Origin of the sequence: Staphylococcus sp. Mo2-1, assembly GCF_046721385.1 — a bacterium.
GTDB lineage: Bacteria > Bacillota > Bacilli > Staphylococcales > Staphylococcaceae > Staphylococcus > Staphylococcus equorum_A.
Window position 1 is genome coordinate 2,000,299 of record NZ_JBEUUK010000001.1, and the last position, 20,074, is coordinate 2,020,372.

At 34.5% G+C, this 20,074-nt stretch carries 11 protein-coding genes and 5 pseudogenes; 4 read left to right on the forward strand and 12 right to left on the reverse strand.

Translation table 11 applies throughout. The annotated features are described in order from the left end of the window. Positions 1-114: 114 nt before the first annotated feature. From ABLV95_RS10160 to ABLV95_RS10170, 3 genes and pseudogenes are all read right to left on the reverse strand, one after another. Positions 115-1,090 (reverse strand): annotated as a pseudogene (locus ABLV95_RS10160) (SMP-30/gluconolactonase/LRE family protein). Positions 1,091-1,333: 243 nt separating this feature from the next. After that, the gene (locus ABLV95_RS10165; RefSeq protein WP_427706338.1) at positions 1,334-2,614 is read right to left on the reverse strand and encodes a hydroxymethylglutaryl-CoA reductase, degradative; all 1,281 of its coding nucleotides are present in this window, start codon (positions 2,612-2,614) and stop codon (positions 1,334-1,336) included. Continuing rightward, entirely contained in the window at positions 2,614-3,768 is a 1,155-nt protein-coding gene (locus tag ABLV95_RS10170; protein WP_460875523.1) for a thiolase family protein, read from the reverse strand. Before ABLV95_RS10170 ends, ABLV95_RS10165 begins: the two co-directional genes overlap by 1 nt. 107 nt (positions 3,769-3,875) lie before the next feature. Between ABLV95_RS10170 and ABLV95_RS10175 the strand changes: the two are divergent. After that, positions 3,876-5,047: pseudogene (locus tag ABLV95_RS10175) on the forward strand (hydroxymethylglutaryl-CoA synthase). 383 nt (positions 5,048-5,430) lie between these two features. On the opposite strand, the gene ABLV95_RS10180 reads toward ABLV95_RS10175, so the two are convergent. Both ABLV95_RS10180 and ABLV95_RS10185 read right to left on the reverse strand, forming a co-directional pair. After that, on the reverse strand, positions 5,431-6,975 hold the full coding sequence (locus ABLV95_RS10180) for a BCCT family transporter (protein WP_460876752.1): 1,545 nt from the start codon (positions 6,973-6,975) through the stop codon (positions 5,431-5,433). A gap of 187 nt (positions 6,976-7,162) precedes the next feature. Continuing rightward, positions 7,163-7,696: pseudogene (locus tag ABLV95_RS10185) on the reverse strand (methylated-DNA--[protein]-cysteine S-methyltransferase). A 116-nt stretch (positions 7,697-7,812) separates the two neighbouring features. Here ABLV95_RS10185 and ABLV95_RS10190 point away from each other — a divergent pair. Further along, positions 7,813-8,112 (forward strand): YrhK family protein, encoded by a 300-nt coding sequence (locus ABLV95_RS10190; protein WP_069818176.1) that lies wholly within the window; start codon positions 7,813-7,815, stop codon positions 8,110-8,112. A gap of 269 nt (positions 8,113-8,381) precedes the next feature. Here the strand turns inward: ABLV95_RS10190 and ABLV95_RS10195 are convergent, their stop codons facing one another. From ABLV95_RS10195 to ABLV95_RS10215, 5 genes and pseudogenes are all read right to left on the reverse strand, one after another. Continuing rightward, the gene (locus ABLV95_RS10195; RefSeq protein ID WP_427706330.1) at positions 8,382-9,767 is read right to left on the reverse strand and encodes an MFS transporter; all 1,386 of its coding nucleotides are present in this window, start codon (positions 9,765-9,767) and stop codon (positions 8,382-8,384) included. A 234-nt stretch (positions 9,768-10,001) separates the two neighbouring features. Next, positions 10,002-10,691 (reverse strand): alpha/beta hydrolase, encoded by a 690-nt coding sequence (locus ABLV95_RS10200; RefSeq protein WP_427706328.1) that lies wholly within the window; start codon positions 10,689-10,691, stop codon positions 10,002-10,004. Positions 10,692-10,736: 45 nt separating this feature from the next. Beyond that, positions 10,737-11,202 (reverse strand): annotated as a pseudogene (locus ABLV95_RS10205) (hypothetical protein). Positions 11,203-11,359: 157 nt separating this feature from the next. Further along, positions 11,360-12,535: a M20 family metallopeptidase gene (locus ABLV95_RS10210; RefSeq protein ID WP_460875526.1), complete on the reverse strand. Its 1,176-nt coding sequence runs from the start codon at positions 12,533-12,535 to the stop codon at positions 11,360-11,362. Between the two features lie 400 nt (positions 12,536-12,935). Continuing rightward, positions 12,936-15,464 carry an MMPL family transporter gene (locus ABLV95_RS10215; RefSeq protein ID WP_460875528.1) on the reverse strand — a complete coding sequence of 843 codons (2,529 nt, stop codon included), beginning with the start codon at positions 15,462-15,464 and terminating at the stop codon, positions 12,936-12,938. 147 nt (positions 15,465-15,611) lie between these two features. On the opposite strand from ABLV95_RS10215, the gene ABLV95_RS10220 reads away from it, so the two are divergent. Continuing rightward, entirely contained in the window at positions 15,612-16,163 is a 552-nt protein-coding gene (locus ABLV95_RS10220; RefSeq protein ID WP_069818170.1) for a TetR/AcrR family transcriptional regulator, read from the forward strand. Positions 16,164-16,236: 73 nt separating this feature from the next. Here ABLV95_RS10220 and pruA read toward each other — a convergent pair. Then, positions 16,237-17,783 (reverse strand): annotated as a pseudogene (pruA, locus tag ABLV95_RS10225) (L-glutamate gamma-semialdehyde dehydrogenase). A 337-nt stretch (positions 17,784-18,120) separates the two neighbouring features. Here pruA and ABLV95_RS10230 point away from each other — a divergent pair. After that, positions 18,121-19,191, forward strand: a complete 1,071-nt coding sequence (locus ABLV95_RS10230; protein WP_427706326.1) for an acyltransferase family protein — start codon at positions 18,121-18,123, stop codon at positions 19,189-19,191. Positions 19,192-19,373: 182 nt separating this feature from the next. On the opposite strand, the gene ABLV95_RS10235 is transcribed toward ABLV95_RS10230, so the two are convergent. Beyond that, the gene (locus ABLV95_RS10235) at positions 19,374-19,991 is read right to left on the reverse strand and encodes a DUF4064 domain-containing protein (RefSeq protein WP_427706324.1); all 618 of its coding nucleotides are present in this window, start codon (positions 19,989-19,991) and stop codon (positions 19,374-19,376) included. Positions 19,992-20,074: the final 83 nt, after the last annotated feature.

Genomic DNA, 20,074 nt, shown 5'->3' on the forward strand with positions numbered 1-20,074 from the left:
ATTTCCCGATTTTTATTAAAGAGCATTACTACGCATTAAGAACCTTAATATAGAAAAAATGTAACTCCGAGTCGAAGTTACATTTTTTCTATATCTGTTTATTCAGTTGGAGAATTAATGAAATTGATAACTATGATGGCCTTTAGCAAAACCTTTAGCAGTAAATAACCAAGAGTCTCCACCCATTTCTATATCGTTCGCACTAATAATTAATTGATCTGTGCCAGGAATAAAGGCAGGATGCGTTGATCTCAACATGTGTCCTTGGTCACGTCCTGGTATCAAGATTTGACCTATTGGATAGCCTTTTGTATTAAAAACAAGTACTCTTCCTTGGCCATACATTGCCACATAAAGGTTGTCATCGCTATCAATGCAACAAGAGTCTGGGCCTTCATGTCCTGTGAAGTGATAAGGAATAGAGGCACCAAATGGCGCAATCGTAACACCATCATCCAATAAATCTATTCGATGTAATCGATTTGCATTTGTCTCTGTAACCCACAATGTTTTTTCATCAGTACTTAAGGCCACACCATTGGCCACAGCAAGATTCTGAATAACAGGTGTAATCGTTTTATAATCTGATGACACATAATATACGCCACCTTTAGGGTTTGTAGAATAACCACGGAAATCTGTAAAATAAAATCCACCTTTACTATCAAATACTAAATCGTCAACGCAATATTCAGTATCAATATCTGAAACAATTGGAACTTCTTGTTCACCTTCTGAATCTACTGCGAAGATGCCTCCTGAGCTTTCAAAATCTCCCAAATAGCAAACAAAAAGTCTTCCATCTTTATGTATTTTAACTGTCTGCTGGATTTTGTTTTTGTGATTGAAATAGTGTTGTCACTTTTTTCTCTGGCAAAGCTACGTGAAAGATTGTGCCCCCAAATACTTCACATAAAAGGAGATTCCCATCTTTATCAAAGCATAGCCCTTCAAGTTGTAAACCCTCATCAGAGATTTTTAACCATTGTTCTGCCGTAACCGTTTGGATATCCGCTTCATGTGCAAGTATTGGCACAGCTGTACTTGCATTCCCTTTATACGATAATGTCGGAATGTTGTTGTTTTCCATTATTCATACCCCTTTTCTACTTTTTCTTATATCACAAGTATATGATAGTATTTTCTTAAAATAAAATCATAACCGTAGCATTGCGTAATAAAAATAACGTTATAACATTTTAATCAGGGACATCTATTTTTCTTCAGACTAAGCACGCTAAAAAGGGGGAGACATTATTGTGTCTCCCCCTAATATATCCAACTATGATTCAATGATAACTATCAAATTGAAAGTGCTTTATATACGCTACTTCTATTCGTTCTCTCTTAATTGATCTAACAATTGCTGTGCTATAGCTGTATTGGCTCTTGGCTCATCTTTCAACATATCTGCGACTTGTGCGATTTCTTTACCTTCTGCACCCACGACAATGGCTAATGATTTATACTGTAAGCTCATATGTCCTTTTTGGATGCCTTCTGACACTAATGCACGACAGGCAGCAAAGTTTTGTGCCAAGCCAACAGCCGCAACTACATGTCCAAGTTGTTCAGCGGAATCTACTTTCATTAAATCTAGCGCTGTTTTAGCAATTGGTAACACTTTTGTGCCACCACCGACTGTCGCTAATGTCATAGGAACTTCAATCGTCCCAACCAGTGTCTGACGTTGCTCATCATAATGCCATGTTGCTAAGCCACGATACTGTCCATCTTTGCTTGCATATGCATGTGCAGTTGCTTCAACACCGCGTGTATCATTACCTGTTGCCAAGACCACAGCGTGGATACCATTCATTACACCTTTATTATGCGTCGCCGCACGGTGAATGTCTACTTGAGCTAATACAGAAGCACGTTCCATACGTTTCGCTACTGCTTGTCCATTGCGGCCACCCTTGGATAAAGCGGAAACTTCAATTTCACCTTGCACTTTAACTACAGACGCTGTCGCATGGTTAGATAAAATACTCATTAAAATATCAATATTGTCTAATTCATTTTTTAAATAAGCTGTAATACCTTCTAAAATTGTATTCAGCATGTTCGCACCCATAGCATCTTTTGTATCTACAAATACTTTTAATGACAATAAGCCTTCCGCTGAAAACGTGTCAATTTCTATGCGGCGGTAGCCCCCGTCTCTTTCTATAATTGAAGGATATACTTCGTCAGCAATTTGTTTGATTTGTGGTTCTAGCTGATTAATTTTTTGTGCAAGTGCCTGTGTATCATTTACGCCATCAAAAACAATTTGGCCAATCATTAAGCGTTCACTAGATACCACTTTGAAACCACCCGTTTGATTGACAAGTTTAGCGCCATAGCTTGCGGCCGCAACAACTGAAGGTTCTTCTACCATCATTGGCACGACATATGCTTTTTGATCAACAATAATTTCTGGTAGTAATCCTACAGGTAAAGAACCTTGGCCAATCACATTTTCAATTAGACTATTCGCAATCTCTTCAGGAATAAGTGGGTTATTTAGCAATACCGCTTTATTTTCATTACTTAACCAACCTTTTTGAACAAGTTGCTCTAATTTCTCTTCACGAGATAAATGACGAAATGACTTATCTAACGCTTCCATTATTTATTCCCCTTTTCAATTTCTAGTGCTATACCTAAGCCGCCGCCAATACAAGCAGTAGCGATACCACTTTGTTTACCCTCTTGAGACAATACATTCACAAGCGTCGTCACCAAGCGTGTACCAGTTGCACCGATTGGATGACCCAACGCAATCGCACCACCATATAGATTGAGTTTTTCTTCAGCTATGCCTAAATTATCTCGAACAGGAATACTTTGTGATGCAAATGCTTCAGTCATTTCAACAACATCTACATCATCAATATGTTTACCTGTCTTATCTAATAATTTTGTAACTGCATGATAGGGTGCATAACCCATATAATCGGGGTCACAACCTATTTCAGCATGCTCTCCTAGAAGTGCTAAAATTTCATGTCCTTGTTCTTTTGCATAAGTCGCGTCCATTAAGATAATCGTTGAACCACCATCATTAATACTAGAAGCATTACCACCAGTAACTGTGCCATTTTCTTTGAAAATTGTTTTTAAAGTTGCAAGTTTTTCTATACTCGTATTACCACGTATACCTTCATCACTTGTCATCCATTCACCATTTACGTCTTTTAACGGTACGATTTCATTATCAAATTTACCCGCTTCAGTCGCTTGATGTGCTTTTTGATGAGAATCATTTGCAAATTTATCTTGTTGTTCACGTGTCACATCGTATTTCTCAGCTATTTTTTCTGCTGTAATGCCCATTGGCACATTTGAAAAAGCATCTGTTAAACCGTCATGCATAAAGCTTTGAACAGGTGATTCTCCCTCTTTTAAAATAAGTTGTGGTGCGTTCGTCATACTTTCTACGCCACCAACTGCAACTACTTTCGCTTCTCCCAATTGGATCGCTTGTTTACCGAGGATAATTGATTTTAGTCCTGAGCCACACACTTCATTAATTGTCATAGGCGGCGTTGTATTCGGTACACCCGCATTGATACTAATTTGACGCGCTGGATTTTGTCCACTTCCACTTTGTAACACATTGCCATAAATGACTTGATCTATTGTATTTGGATCCAATTTAATTGCTTCTATCGCTGCTTTTAATGTTTTCTTTCCGAGTTCAACTGCTGAATAATTACTTAACTTCCCTTTAAATCTTCCAATTGGTGTACGTTTTGCACTTACGATTGCTATTTTATTCATTTTCAATCTCCTTTATTTACAGTTAATTTTAAATCATTGTATTTTATAAGCGTGATTTGGTATGATACAGGTGCTTATTTATATATAGAAAGGTGTCGATACGCTTTATGACAATTGGTATTGATCAAATTAATTTTTACGTTCCAAGATTTTATGTAGATATGGCTAAACTTGCAGAATCACGTCAAGTTGACCCAAATAAATTTCTACTTGGCATTGGCCAAAATGAAATGGCAGTTAGTCCAGTAAGCCAAGACATTGTTACAATGGGCGCAAATGCCGCAAAAGACATCATTACTGATGAAGATAAAAAACAAATCAGTATGGTTATTGTTGCAACAGAATCTGCAATTGATTCTGCGAAAGCTTCAGCAGTACAAATACATAACTTGCTTGGCATTCAACCATTTGCACGTTGTATTGAAATGAAAGAAGCTTGCTATGCTCGCAACACCAAGCAATTCAATTAGCTAAAGATTATTTAGCACAACGTCCAGATGAAAAAGTATTAGTTATCGCTAGCGATACTGCACGTTACGGTTTAAACTCTGGTGGCGAACCTACACAAGGTGCAGGTGCAGTTGCTATGATAATATCACAAAACCCACGTATTCTTGAACTAAATGATGACGCAGTTGCCTTCACTGAAGATGTCTATGATTTTTGGCGTCCAAGTGGACAACCATATCCTCTCGTTGATGGTGCATTATCGAAAGATGCTTACATTCATTCGTTCCAAGAAAGCTGGAATGAATATGCTCGTCGCTACAATAAAACATTAGATAATTTTAAATCATTATGTTTCCACGTACCATTTACTAAAATGGGTAAAAAAGCACTTGACTCAATTTTAACAGATTCTGTTGATGAACAAACAAAAGCACGCTTAACTTCTGGTTATGAAGATGCTACATATTATAATCGTTATGTAGGTAACATCTATACTGGATCTTTATACTTAAGTTTGATTTCATTATTAGAAACACATGACCTGTCTGCAGATGATACAATCGGACTATTCAGTTATGGTTCTGGTTCTGTAGGCGAGTTCTTTAGTGGTAAAATTGTAAAAGGCTACCAAGATGCACTTGATATTCAAGGACATAAAGACCTTTTAAACAACCGTACTGAAGTTTCAGTTGAAACATATGAATCTTTCTTCAAACGTTTTGATAATTTAGAATTCGATCACGAAACTGAATTAGCTGATGAGAAAAAGAATATTTTCTATCTTGAAAGTATTAATGATCATATCCGTAATTATAATACCTTAAATTAAATCTGAAATCACTTAATCGTATCATGATTCAGGAACATAATTTAAATTATCATATTTAGCTTATGCCTTTAAATTATGTGCTGAGACGTCTTAACTGAATTTAGATAAATTTATGTATATAAAAAAGGGAGTGGGACAGAAATCTAATTTTTCTAATAAAATTTCGTCGTCCCACCCCGGCACAGCTGACTAGAATTGAAAAAAGCTTGATATAAGCGCATTTTCAATTCAGTCAGCCACTGCCAATATAAAAAAAGAGGCTAAGACACGTCATTATGTCTCAGCCTCTTTTCTTTTTATTCAATAAACAAAAACAGAGGAGATATTTGTCAATTTACGACTGTATCTCCTCTGTTTTATGTACGTATCATGTTATAACGTAATTATTTTTCCGCTTGTTCTTGTTGTTCTTGTTCAATCTTACGAGTATATGCTTCGTATCGCTCTTTATTGGGCTGTAATGTCAAACCTAGATATTTCCGTTCTTTGTTTGCATCTTTATATAAAGCAATCATCATTAATATCACTACAAAACTAAACGGCAGTGCGGATATAATGGCAGCTGATTGTAAGGCGTCTAAACCAGTGTCCCCACCAGCTAATAATAAGACATACGCAATAGCCGCTAATGCTAAGCCCCAGACAATTTTAACAAAACCTGAAGGGTTTAACGTACCATGTGCAGTCTGCATACCTAATACATAAGTCGCTGAATCTGCAGAGGTAATAAAGAATGATGCAATAAGCGCTAAAGCAATGATTGAAAGGATAAACCCAAAGGGTAATTCATTAAAGATTCCAAATAGCTGTGTCTCAGGCGGTAATTTAAATAGTTCACCATGTTTTTGTCCTACTGTGATACCTGTCGTACCAAAAGCACTAAACCAGATGATACTAATCACTGTTGGAACACCTAAAACTGCAACAACAAATTCTCTAATACTACGTCCTTTTGAAATCCTAGCGATGAATATACCAACAAATGGACTCCGGCTCATCCACCAGCCCCAATAATATATCGTCCATGTTTGCATCCAGTCCGATTTTTGTTCATTTAATGGCGCTACGTCTAAAGTATTAAGTAAAATCGAATTCAAATAGTCTCCTGTGCCACTTGTCATCATGTTTAAAATGAGTAGCGTTGGACCCACGATAAAAACGATTAAGAGTAGTAAGCCTGCTAATACCATATTTAAATTACTTAAATATTGGATACCTTTACTTAAACCGCTCCATGCACTATATAAAAACAAGACAGTAACGACTGCTATAATAATACCTTGAACCAGTGAATTAGTTGGTATACCAAATAAATAATTAAGACCAGCATTGATTTGAATGGCCCCTACACCTAAAGAAACCGCAACACCGATTACTGTTGCAAAGACTGCTAGCACATCAACAACCGTGCCAATAGGCCCATCTACTTTATCTCCTAAGATAGGACGTAATGTTTTTGAAATTAAACCATTTTCTCCTTTACGGAACTGTGAATATGCCAGTGCCAAAGCTACAACACCATACATCGCCCATGGATGAATCCCATAGTCCAGAAATGATGATTGAAATGCTTCTGACATGGCTGCTTTTGTTTCAGCATCTGCAGTTGGCGGTGCTAAATAATGCGAAATAGGCTCTGATGCGCCATAGAATACTAAACCTATCCCCATACCCGCACTAAATAACATCGCTAACCACGAAATAGTACGAAATTCTGGTTTATCCGAAGGTTTACCTAGCTTTAATTTACCGATTGGGCTAAATGCTAGAAACACACAAAAGCCTAATATTACAGTATATAACAACATATAATACCAACCGAATGTATCTGAAACCCAAGTAGACACACTACCTGTAATACTCCCAAATTGTTGTGGGAAAATTGCACCAACCAAAACAAGTAATCCTATGATGGCGACTGAATATATAAATACACTTGAAAATTGTTTTTTTCTTTTGGCAAAATGCTCACCATCCCTTAATTTTTTAACAAAGACGTGTAATAGAATACCATACTGAGTTAAATTATCAACTTAGTTAGAGATTTTTTACAACTTACAAGCGTATTTAAGAGTGGTTTTTGAAAAAATTAACTTATTTCTCAATACTACGGGCTCAAGGCTTTGTACTATTTTTCGGTCTATAAAATGCATCCATATCCATTTTTTCTAATTTAAGTAACTCGATTTTGGTATCAATGCCGCCACCATAACCTGTTAAGCTACCATCTTTACCAACAACTCTATGACAGGGAATGATAATTGAAATTGGATTGTTGCCTACTGCACCACCCACTGCTTGTGACGACATTTGGGTTTTACCTCTTTTTTCCCTATTATTTGTGCGAGTTCTCCATAAGTTACTGTCTTGCCATAGGGTATTTCTAAAAGTGCTCGCCCAGACTTGTTCACGAAATTCCGTACCTGACGCTTTTAAAGGAAAATCAATTTCCGGAATATTTCCCGAGAAATACGCGTCTAACCAACGTTCTACTTTATCAAAGATAGGTTGTTCTGTTTCAACTAACTTATCATCATATTTTAATTCGAAATCGGTTTGATTGGGTAGCCACAAGCCAGTGATATGCTCTCCGTCAGATGTTATTGCAATGCGTCCGATAGGTGCTTGATAGTATCTTTTATAATGCATGATGCTCCCCTCTTTCTGTCCTTCTGAATTTGTTTTATCATAAATCTTTCTTGGTTTTATGTAAACCATTAAGGGAATGAGTAAGACAACTCAAGATATGTATGGGAGGCCTTTCTATGTCTAAATCAAATCAACAAAATCCTATTAACAAAAGTGCTGATTTAAATTTTAATACACCTCAAAGATCTGAACGTCTCACAATGATTTATAAAGCACTATACCAATTAAACGATGTAGTTCTTGGCATCATATTCTTAATAGGTAGTTTTTTATTTTTTAGTGATTCTACTGTCACATTAGGTACAATACTGTTTGTAATCGGTAGTGTACAGATGACGGTTAGACCGCTTATTGCATTGTCACATGATTTACATTTGGCACATAAATATAAAAAATCAGAAATGCATGATGAATAGTACATTTTATCATTCAACGTAACAAACAGCCTGGGACATAGCACATGTCTCAGGCTCATTTTTTATATTGGCAGTGGCTGACTGAATTGAAAATGCGCTTATATCAAGCTTTTAAAGAACTACTACTTCATTTATGAAGACAAGTAGTTCTTATGCAAGCGCTGAAGCGCTTATATTCCATTTTACAGTAGCTGTGCCGGGCTGGGTTCATACGACGAAATTTTATTAGCAAAATTAGATTTCTGTCCCACTCCCTTTAATTTTAATATTTACATATTTATTTTACGTGTTGGTATGATTAATGCACTTGCAAGAACACCACAACCAACGATACAAGCACCAACGATAAAACCTGTTGTTGCCGCTGTATGTACGCTTTGTCCACTTTGCATAATCGCTGTGTAAATAGAAGTCATAATCGCAATACCAAAGGCGCCACCAAGTGTTGAGCCCATTTTAAATATACCGGAAGCGACGCCCACTTTTTCTGGTGGTGTAGTTGAAACTGCAGTACTCAATGCAGGTGTTGCAAAAAGACCTGTACCTCCACCAAAAAAGACTGATGCAATTAACGCTACAACGATATATCCTGAGGTACCAAAGAACGTTAAACTAAATAATAATATACCTATTGCTGTAAATATTGGTCCGATAACCAACGCACGTTTCGCACCAAATCTTTTAATACTCTTTTCACCTAAGCGCACAACAATAAGAAGTGTAATTAAGTACGGTAAAGTAAGTAAACCTGCTTGGAACGCACTAAATTTCAATCCACCTTGCGCGTACATATTAAATAAAGCAATCACACCAACGCCTGTGTTAAGTAAGAAGTTCGCAAGTACTGCGCCTATATAAGGCTTGTTTTTAAATAATTCCAAATCGATAAACGGCACTTTTTTGCCACGTTCTACTTTGAAGAACATAAATACACATATGATAAAGACAGCTAATAATACTAATGTCGGTGTACTCAACCACCCCATTTTATATCCTTGCGTAATGACAAAACTAATACTCGCGATCATAATCACAAATATTGTCAGTCCAACATAATCAAAACGATTTGTTTTATCTTTAATTAATTCACTTTCTGGTAAATGTTTTAATAACATCATTGCTACAAGCGATAATATAATCGACAAAATAAAAATAGATTGCCATGATATAAACGTTGCCATCGCTCCCGCAAAGAAGGATGATAAACCTGTACCACCAAATGCACCAATTGACCAAAAACTCAATGCTTTTTGTCTTTCGTCCCCTTCAAAAAAGTCATTGACGATGGAAATCGTCGCCGGCATGATAATTGCTGCTGATAAACCTTGCACAACTCTACCTAGAATCAGCAATACAACGTTACCTGAGACGATAAGCATAAGTGAACCAACGATGCTTAATACTAGTGCAATACGTGTCATCTTTACCTTACCAAATTTATCTGAAATATTACCAGCTACTACCATAAACACACCGGTAACAAATGACGTTAAACTTATAGAAATATTGACTATACCTGGACTAGCTCCAAAAGTTGACTGGATTTGAGGCCCAATATTTAAAAATGATTGGGCAAATAACCAATAAGTTAATATTGATAATACAATACCCGTCAACAATTTACCCCCTGAAATTTGTTTCATTTTTTCTACCATAAAAGCATCCCCTATGTTTGTTAATAATATAAAGTTAGAATTTCAAAAGACTCTTGTATTCGTATTTTACAAATGAGATTATTACACATTTTAGGCACGATGATTTCTTTTGAAATTTCTTACACTTTAAATATTATCATTAATTAAATATAAAGGTCAGAATTTACATGCCGTTATTTTGAATTTTCTGATAACTATTGACTATAATTTGTCATATTTTCGTGGGTATATTACCTAAAATAATTTTTTTACCGCTTTATTAAAGTATTTTTTAAAATACATTTTCTGATGTAGCCCTTTATTACTTGTAACGAAGTGAAATGACATTTGTTCAGAAATTAAAAGTTCATTTAAAATGTCTACGCCTTGCTCAGTTTGAGCTAAGATATTGGTATTGATATCTGGATGTTGCTCATCTTCAAGCATGCCAATGTACCAGTAAACATGTTCTTCTGCTTTAATAATATGTTGTTGCTTCATAAATGTTAGAAAGCCTGGATACCATATTGAAGGTGAAAGCAGTATATATGTGCCAAAAGCATCAGGTTTCTTGAATAAAGCATAAAGCGCAACTAATCCACCTAGTGACGCCCCGGCAATACTTATATCCCTACGTTGTTCAGATATATTGAAACATTTTTTTAAATAAGGTAACAATTGATCAGAAATCCATAAGATATAATCATCCGCTGCTTTATAAAATGCTTCATCCTCGACTACATCTTGCCAAGACGCATAAATTGTATCATCATTCGGCAGTAACCCCACAAATATGATTTCTCGTTCAATATCCTTAAATAAATCATCGCCATCTTGAACAACAACTAAAGGGTATGGACCAGCGTTACGCTTAAAATATCCTTTAGGTAATTTCACTTTAATATCATGGTGTTGAAACCGAATATTGAAATTTCTTATATTCATAGCAATCAACCCTCTTCCTATTCACCGCTTTGACATCAGGTGATTTTATAGAAAATTATATAATTCGACATCATTTTCTTTCGCATATTCTAAAGCAAGTATTTCCAAGATATTAATGAGTGTCGGGTTACCTTTAACTTTAATATATTGGAATTTCAAATTATGTTCTTCAGCTTTAATATTTTTTAATTCTGATTCATCTAAATTTTGTTGTGCTACATAGGCTTTTCTAAATTTTGCTGTACCAAGCATCTGATTTCACATTGAATTGTGCCAGCTTATCATTTAAATCTTTTTGAGTAAGTTTATATCCCGTCATAAACCCACCTGCTTGTCCTACATATAATGGTTTTTTATTTTTAAAGATAACAAAAATACCTTTTTGTTCTTGAACTGCACTTCTACTTTCTTTATCAAATGTAAGTGCCTTTGACTTATCATATTTGAATAATTTTTTTAATGGCTTATTATAATCTTCAAGCAATTCACTTAATTTTTTATCCGCATTCATTTTAATCATCCTTTTTCATTTTTTTATTATTCTATATATACACTTTAATATGACTACATAAACTACATGTAAAATAAGAATAAAATCATAAGCGCACAAAAATAAAGGTTGTAGCCCAGTATAATAAGCTACAACCTTTATTTGATGTTTTAATAATTTATTTTAAGTAATTGAATACCGTAACGCCTACTGCTTCAGTTGCTACGCGTAATGATTTTTCACTGATATCAAATTTAGGATGGTGATGAGGATGAATGTCACCATTATCAGGGGCAGCACCCGCATAAATAAATGTGCTAGGTATAGCTTTAGCATAATATGCAAAATCTTCAGATGGTGGTTGTGCTTCACATCTTTCTATACCTTTAATCGCATCTGTATCAGCGTTTTCAATAGATTCTGCAACAAATTTTGTAAACTCTGGATCATTATATAATGCGGGGTAATCATCATTATATTCTAATTCGCATGTCACACCAAACATTGCCTCTAAGCCTTCAGTTAAACGTTTAACCTCTTTTTTAATCGTATGTTTGGTATCATCAGTCAAGGCACGTACATCGCCTTCTACTTCAATACTATCTTTAATCACATTAAATTGTCCTTTGCCATCAAATGAACCAATCGTTACGACGCCTGTTTCAAAAGGATTTAAGCGTCTCGAAACAATCGTTTGTAAAGCATTAACAAAATATGCTCCAGCTACTATACTGTCGTTTGCCGTATGTGGTGAAGAACCATGTCCTCCTTGCCCATTCACTTTAAGTTTAAAGAAATCTCTACCTGTTTGTACATTGCCTTCACGATAATATACGTTACCAGATGGCATATGACTCATCACATGGACGCCTAATACATGGTCGACTCCATCTAAGACACCATCTTTAATCATCGCTTGTGCACCGCCTGGAGGCACTTCTTCAGCAGGTTGATGAATAACAACAACTTTACCTTTAAATTGATCCTTCAGTTCGATAAGTGTTTCAGCAAGAATTAACATGTATGCTGTATGTGCATCATGACCACAAGCATGCATCACACCTTCATTTTTTGAAGCAAATGCTAACCCCGTGTCCTCTTGAATTGGTAGAGCATCAAAATCAGCACGTATTGCTATCGTCTTACCAGGTTTCCCACTATCGATTGTCACCTTCAAACCATTCGGACCTACATTCGTTTCTACTTCACAATCTTTATCTTTATAAAAATCTTCAATATACTTAGGCGTTTCTTCTTCGTGGAAAGATAACTCAGGATATTGATGAAGATAGCGGCGTATCTCAATCATTCGGTTTTCTTTCTCTTTCAATATATCTATTAATTGTTTCACCATGACAGTTCCTCCTATATTAAATATATTTAACTTATTTACATTATATACTTTTTGAGTGTAATTTATGTGTTAGACCCTTTGTTGAATAACGTAGACGTGATGCTTCTTTAAATGATAGGAGCATAATCAATATAATCATCAACAATAAAAATATCGCCTTTCTGGTATCCATATATTTCATTCTATTTCCATACCGTCAATCTACTTCTCAGCACTAACACAAAGCGTAATCCATCCTTTATGCTCGCTGTTACATTGTTTGGTTCATTAAAAATTAAAAATCCGGCTATAATCTATGCTATTTTATTGATCTTTGGACAAAAAAACTGCCAACAAAATCCGGGATTTTGTTGGCAGTAAGAGATGCTCTTAATAATTAAGCATCTTAATATAATTAAACTTATTTTTTATTTATCGTTTTCTCGATTAATTCATTCAACTTGTTAATGTTTTTACTTTGTTGTGCTAACAGTGACATAACGTCTTCATCTTTGTTTTCTGTACTTGATGTTGTATGACGTTCTGTACTGTTATCTACATTGTTAGCATCATTATTATCGCTGTAATAATGCGGTTGTTTTTTACCTGCTTGATAGTCTTCTAATGCTTGATATAAGAAATCTGTCTGCGCCGTTTGTTGCGCAATCTCGTCATATAACATTTTAGTTTTTCTATCAACTGGAATTTCATTGTTATTTTTAGTTGTTGTAGTTGATTGTTGGTGAATGTTGAATGTACGATCATAACTTTCTTTTGATGCGCTGAATTTTTGAGCAGGCATCATACTTTGTAATTCATGACCTTCAATATCTACACTTGGTAAAATTCTGTTTAACCATGCTGGCATATACCAAGATGCTTTACCAAACAACTGTGTAAGTGCAGGTATCAATAGTAAACGCACGATAAATGCATCGAATAACACACCGAAACCGAGTGCTATACCCATTGATTTAATCATCACGTCATCTTGGAAGACAAATGCGATGAACACACTGAACATAATCAATGCTGCAGCTACCACAACTGGGCCACTTTCTTTAATACCTACTTTGATAGCATGTTCATTGTTTCGTGTCTTACTGTATTCTTCATGAATACGTGACATTAAGAACACTTCATAATCCATTGCGAGACCAAATAATAAACCGATTGTTATCACTGGTAAGAATGCGAGTAATGGTCCTGTAGTGTCAACACCAAATAGACCAGACATAAATCCTTCTTGCATAATTAATGTCGTAAAGCCAAGTGTTGCTACTAATGATAATACAAACCCTAGCACTGCTTTCAATGGAATAATGATTGAGCGGAATACTACCATTAATAGAATAAATGCCAACGCTACAATGACACTCGCAAATAATGGAATTGCTTCATTTAATTTTTGAGACATATCAATGTTGATTACACTTTGACCAGAGACTTCTGTTTTGAAATCATATTTGTCTTTTGCATCATCATTATAATCTCTTAAATCATGGACTAAATCATTGGTAGATTGCGCGTTAGGTCCTTTTTCAGGAATTACAGCAACTAAGGCATAATCTTTACTATCACTTAGTTGTGGAGGCGTCGCCATATCTACGTTATCCATATCATTAATATCTTTTGTCATATCTTGTAAATCTTTTTGTAATGCTTGAGGATCATCTTTCTTATCTTTAACATTCACAAGCATAGCAATTTGACCATTATAGCCTTCGCCAAATTTGTCAGAAATAATATCATATGCTTTTTTCTGTGTTGTATCTTCTGATTTCATACCATCGTCTGGAATGCCTAAGCGCATATCACTAATTGGAATTGCTGCTACTACTAAAATAATAAGACCAATTAAGACTGTCGCTAAAGGTTTACCTACAACAAATTTTGACCAAGCTGTATCAACATCGCCTTCAAATTCTGATTTACTTTGTTTAGGCTTAATACTCTTATGGAAAATACTGATTATTGCAGGTAATAATGTTAATGCACTAATTACCGCTACTAATACGCTAATAGCTGATGCATAACCCATGACTGCTAAGAAGTCTATGCCAACGAGTGCTAACCCACAAACTGCAATAATTACAGTTACACCAACAAAGATAACAGCACTACCTGCTGTACCTACAGCTAAACCGATAGCTTTAATATGATCTGGTTCTGTCTTCACTATTTGACGATATCTAAATAGTATAAACAGTGCGTAATCTATACCAACTGCAAGTCCAATCATAACGGCTAACGTCAATGTAACGTTTGGAATATCAAACGCGTAAGTAAGTAATGAAATAATTCCTACACCTGTGCCTAAGCCAAGTAATGCACTAATGATTGGCATACCTGCAGCAATAAATGAGCCAAAAGTAATTAATAGTACGACGAATGCTACGATAATGCCTATTACTTCTGAAGCACCACCAATTTCAGTAGATTCCATGCCTGTACCCATTAATTCAGCTTGTACGTTATGTTTGTCTTCTAATTTTTCAACTTCATCTTTCACATTATCTTTAGAATCTGCTTTTAAAGCTGTAGCAGACACATCATAATTGACATCTGCAAAAGCAGTTGTTTTATCTTTACTTATTTGTTTATTATCATAAGGATCTGAAACATTCTTGATATCATCATCATTGTCTTTGATGTCATTCAATGTGTCTTTGATATCTTTAGTCATGTCTTCCTTAACTATGCCGTTCTCAGAATCGCTTTTAAATACAATCCTTATTTGAGCTTTTTCACTATCCTGGTTAAATTCATCTTCAATTTTTTTGTTAGTATCGAGTGACTCTAAACCATTCATAGTGATGTCATTATCAAATTTAGGTGAACTTATTGTAAGCGGTATAATAATTGCCACGAGTAAAACGACCCATGCAACTACACTCCACCATTTATGTTTTGCAATAAACGAACCTAATTTATACAAAAACTTTGCCAAACTATTGCCTCCTAATTTAATCAACGTTATAGTTTATACATATAGTGTAGATTATTTATATTAACATTTTACAAGCTCAGCCGCATTATAAAAAGAACTAATTATGCGAATGTGTCTATTTAAACTACAAAAAAGGAGAAGTGTAGAATGAATGAAAAAGATCTTCGTGTTATTAAAACCAAACGTGCGCTGTCTAAGAGCTTTTATGATCTCTTAGAAAAACAACCCTTTTCAACAATTACTGTAAACCAAATTTGCAATGAAGCTTTGGTACATCGAACAACTTTTTATAAACATTTTTACGATAAATATGACTTACTCATTTATTTAATTACTTATTTAATGAAAGATTATTTTTCAATTGATTTTAAAGAACGTATTAACAATCCATTTACTATTATGGAAAAAACAATAACAGATATCGATGAACTTAACAAAGTTAAAGAAAAGCAAATAGAAGACAAAGATTTTGAACGAACGATTACAAATTATTTCATCCGTGTATTACAAAATGACATTAAAGATAATATGTCACGTATTTCTGTAGATCCAAGTGTTCCAATCGAACTGATTTTTTATGTATATGGCGCAAGTTTATTTGGTTTTATGGAGTGGATGCGCGACCACAATATCAAACGTCCCGCACACGAAATAGATGAAATCTTTCATAAAATGATTAATATCAAAGTAAAGACGTAAAACAATAAATTCACACCAAAAAGCCTCTCACTGCAAAGCAATGAGAGGCTTTTAAATTATTTTATAATTTTAATTAGAACATTTCTGAAGCGACTTTTTGTTCTAAGAAGTTTAATAGATAGTCTGGGCTACCTGTTTTAGCGTCAGTACCTGACATTTTGAAACCACCGAACGGGTGATAGCCAACAACTGCCGCAGTACATCCACGGTTAAGGTACAAATTACCTACATCGTATTCTTCAACTGCATGAATCCAGTTTTCACGATTATTAGTAATTACAGCACCTGTTAAGCCATAATCTGTATCGTTAGCAATGTCTAATAGTTCTTCAAAGTCATTACCTTTAACAAAGCCAACAACTGGGCCAAAGATTTCTTCTTGCATGATTTGGTCTCTTGATTTTAAGTCTGAGATGATTGTAGGTTCAATAAAGTATCCAGTAGTACCATCCGTGCCACCACCGAACTCTAATTTACCTTCTTTACTGCCAATTTCAATATAATTTTTAATTTTGTCGAATTGTTTTTTATTAATAACTGGTCCCATGTTCGTGTTATTCTCAGTATTGCCTAATGTTAAATTCTTAGTTAATTCAACTGATTTTTTCAACACTTCATCATATACATCTTTGTGTACGATTGCACGAGAACATGCTGAACACTTCTGTCCTGAGAAACCAAATGCAGAACTTACGATAGATTCTGCTGCTAAATCAGTGTCGATATCTTTATCAACTACGATTGCATCTTTACCGCCCATTTCAGCAATAACACGTTTTAAGAATTTTTGTCCTTTTTGTACTTTTGCGGCTCTTTCAAAAATTCGCGTACCTGTAGCAAGTGAACCTGTGAAAGTTACAAAATGCGTGTGTACACTATCTACAAGATAGTCACCGATTTCTTTTGGATCGCCTGGTACAAAGTTAACAACACCTTTTGGTAATCCGAGCTTCTTCTAAAATTTCAATTAATTTATATGCAGTTAATGGTGTATCTTCTGCTGGTTTTAAAAGTACTGTGTTCCCTGCAACTACTGGCGCTAATGTCGTACCAGCCATAATTGCAAACGGGAAGTTCCATGGTGGAATTGTAACACCAGTACCAATTGGTTTATAGAAGTATTTATTATGTTCTCCTTCTCTATCCAATGTTGGTTTACCGTCCGCTAATTCCATCATTGACCTCGCATAGTATTCAATAAAATCAATACCTTCTGCTTGCGTCACCTACAGCTTCATCCCATGGTTTACCTGCTTCGTAAACCATCACTGCTGAGATTTCTTCTTTACGACGTCTAATAATTGCCGATACTCTAAGTAAAAATTCAGCACGATCTTTGTGTGACCATTTCTTCCATGATTTATAAGCTTCGTTTGCAGACTCAAATGCTTTATCCACATCTGCTTGAGTTGCTTTTGAAACTTCTGCAATAACTTCAGTAGTATTGGCAGGGTTGATAGATTGATACGTATCTTTTGTGAATATTTCTTCCCCATTAATTACTAAAGGAATTTTTTGATTTAATTCACCTTTAACTTTCTTTAAAGCCTCTTTAAATGATTCTACATTTTTACTGTCTGTAAAATCGATACCTGGTTCATTCTGATAATTAACTACCATTTTTCTACCCCCATGTAAGTTTGTAAATAGAAAACACAAATGGAATTATTCCATTCTTGATTTTATTGTATATGTATCACACCACAAATGCAATCGCTTACAATCACTTTTTTTAATTATATCGTATCTAACCTATTTCGCATTATTCCCTAAAATTTGCTATTATATTCATTGAAATTTATTGTTGTTATTGTACAAATAGTAAATGCTAATTTAATAAATTTTATTCTAATATTTACACTGAATTCTCATTACGTATGTTACTATTTAAACTTGAATATAATCATATCAATATTTATTTCAAAAATAAAAGAACAATCGAGAGGTTAAGCTATTTATGAAAACATATACGTCTGTTATTTTTTGGATGCGTACTATAGCTTGTTTAAGTATTGTTCTCATTCATTCGATTACAACCACGTTTTCCAAGATGGATTTTGTGGGACATGGCACTGCCATTAGAATATTTCAATTATTGCTAATGTTTAGTACGCCATTATTTGTATTCATTTCAGAATTTTTATTAGCGAAAAATTATCAGGTTAAAACAAAACCTGGTTTCTTTAAAAACAAATTGATTTATTTAGGTATCCCATATATCGTGGTTAATCTAGCTATCTCATATTTCTATTTTGAACCTGAGACATTAGAAGATTACTTTGGACATGTTTCAAATACGATGTTTCACGGTGGCGCTGTGACATACTTTATTGTAATTATTTTCCAATTCTATATACTACACATTCTCTTTGCTAAATACATCATCAAATGGAAGCCTATTCCTGTAATTATTGGTGCAACCATATTCGCCACATTGTATTGGGCATTTAGAGAATTTGTACCCCCATCAGAAAATCCAATTTTAGGATTGTTTTGGGGAAGAGAAGGTTGGATGCTCTTTTTAGGTTGGATTAGTTATTTCTTACTTGGTTTTTACACAGGCATATATTATGAGTCTCTCATGAAGAATATTAAAAAATATACTTGGCTTATTGTTTTTGGCACAATCTTGTCAGCGGGTATATTAATTAGTAACTATTTATTCGGTGTTAGTACTTGGGTAGAATCTAAACGCTTTGATATACCATTTTATGTCACAATGGTGATCTTGCTATTTTTCTTATTCTCATCCTATGTAAAATATGTACCAAAATTCGTATTATTTATAAGTAACTACTCATTCTGTATATATTTAGTTCATTACTTCTTTGTCCATGATTTAGGTTTATTGAGAGCGGATAGTTCATTAAGAAACATTGCTTTCACTTTCATCCTCACAGTTACAATATCAGTTTGTTTAGCATATGTATTCAACTTATTCAAACTCGGAAAATTTATGGTAGGTGGTATTGGACACATCAATTATGACAAAGTATATGAAAGTTATAAACACGGCAAAATGGACTAGTAAACTAACAAATTATAATGAAAAATTATATATCAAATACAATAATTAAAAGAGGACTAGCTGATTGTAAAATACAGCTAGTCCTCTTTCTTTATTTTATTATTCATAGGGTTACCGTTCATCAACTTACGTTCACCATGAAAGTATCCTATTTAATTACTTAAACTGACTTTGTTCCATTTTTATTTATCTTTACGATCTTGGCGACGTTGATACGTATGTTCACCAGAAGTCGATGCTTCTTCTTTATCATCGCCTAGTTCCCCTTGCTCTGTAAAGTCTCTGTCATCAGAATGTTGTTCAGGTGATTCATCTTTTAATTCAGCATTTCGCTCTTGATAATGATTGTCTGTATTGCTTCTATTATTTGAATGATTAACACCTTCATAGTTTGGTTTATGGGCTTTTCTTACTAATAATAAAATACCGGCTACTAACCACAATAATGCGGTAATCCAATTAAATGTAAATACTGTAACAATTGCAATTAATATCAGTACTACACCTGATACCTTAGGAATTTTATTGATTAATAATGCAAATATAATTGCGATAATTGTACATACGATAACGGCTCCTAAAGCTATAATAAACAAACTACTCGCCATCTCTAATAATTGTGACGGTGTCATTTGACTTGATAACTGGTTAAATTCTCGACTATTATTCATTGATTGTATGAGTGAGTCTTTCACACTCGCATCATTTAAAAATGGCGTTACGATAGCCATTAAAAATATTAAGATAAACTGTAAGATAATGCCTACCCAGGTTAATATTTTTTCCACAGTTCTTTTCATAATTTTCCTCCTCAGGAATTTACTTCTTGCTTCATTGATTCTATACCCCACACAAATAACGTTATGCAATTATATGACTGCTC

Bases quoted from the DNA above. Each gene is read 5' to 3' on its own strand.
- ABLV95_RS10165 (WP_427706338.1), bottom strand. From the start codon at position 2,614: ATGGAAGCGTTAGATAAGTCATTTCGTCATTTATCTCGTGAAGAGAAA.
- ABLV95_RS10170 (WP_460875523.1), bottom strand. From the start codon at position 3,768: ATGAATAAAATAGCAATCGTAAGTGCAAAACGTACACCAATTGGAAGA.
- ABLV95_RS10190 (WP_069818176.1), top strand. From the start codon at position 7,813: ATGTCTAAATCAAATCAACAAAATCCTATTAACAAAAGTGCTGATTTA.
- ABLV95_RS10195 (WP_427706330.1), bottom strand. From the start codon at position 9,767: ATGGTAGAAAAAATGAAACAAATTTCAGGGGGTAAATTGTTGACGGGT.
- ABLV95_RS10200 (WP_427706328.1), bottom strand. From the start codon at position 10,691: ATGAATATAAGAAATTTCAATATTCGGTTTCAACACCATGATATTAAA.
- ABLV95_RS10210 (WP_460875526.1), bottom strand. From the start codon at position 12,535: ATGGTGAAACAATTAATAGATATATTGAAAGAGAAAGAAAACCGAATG.
- ABLV95_RS10220 (WP_069818170.1), top strand. From the start codon at position 15,612: ATGAATGAAAAAGATCTTCGTGTTATTAAAACCAAACGTGCGCTGTCT.
- ABLV95_RS10230 (WP_427706326.1), top strand. From the start codon at position 18,121: ATGAAAACATATACGTCTGTTATTTTTTGGATGCGTACTATAGCTTGT.
- ABLV95_RS10235 (WP_427706324.1), bottom strand. From the start codon at position 19,991: ATGAAAAGAACTGTGGAAAAAATATTAACCTGGGTAGGCATTATCTTA.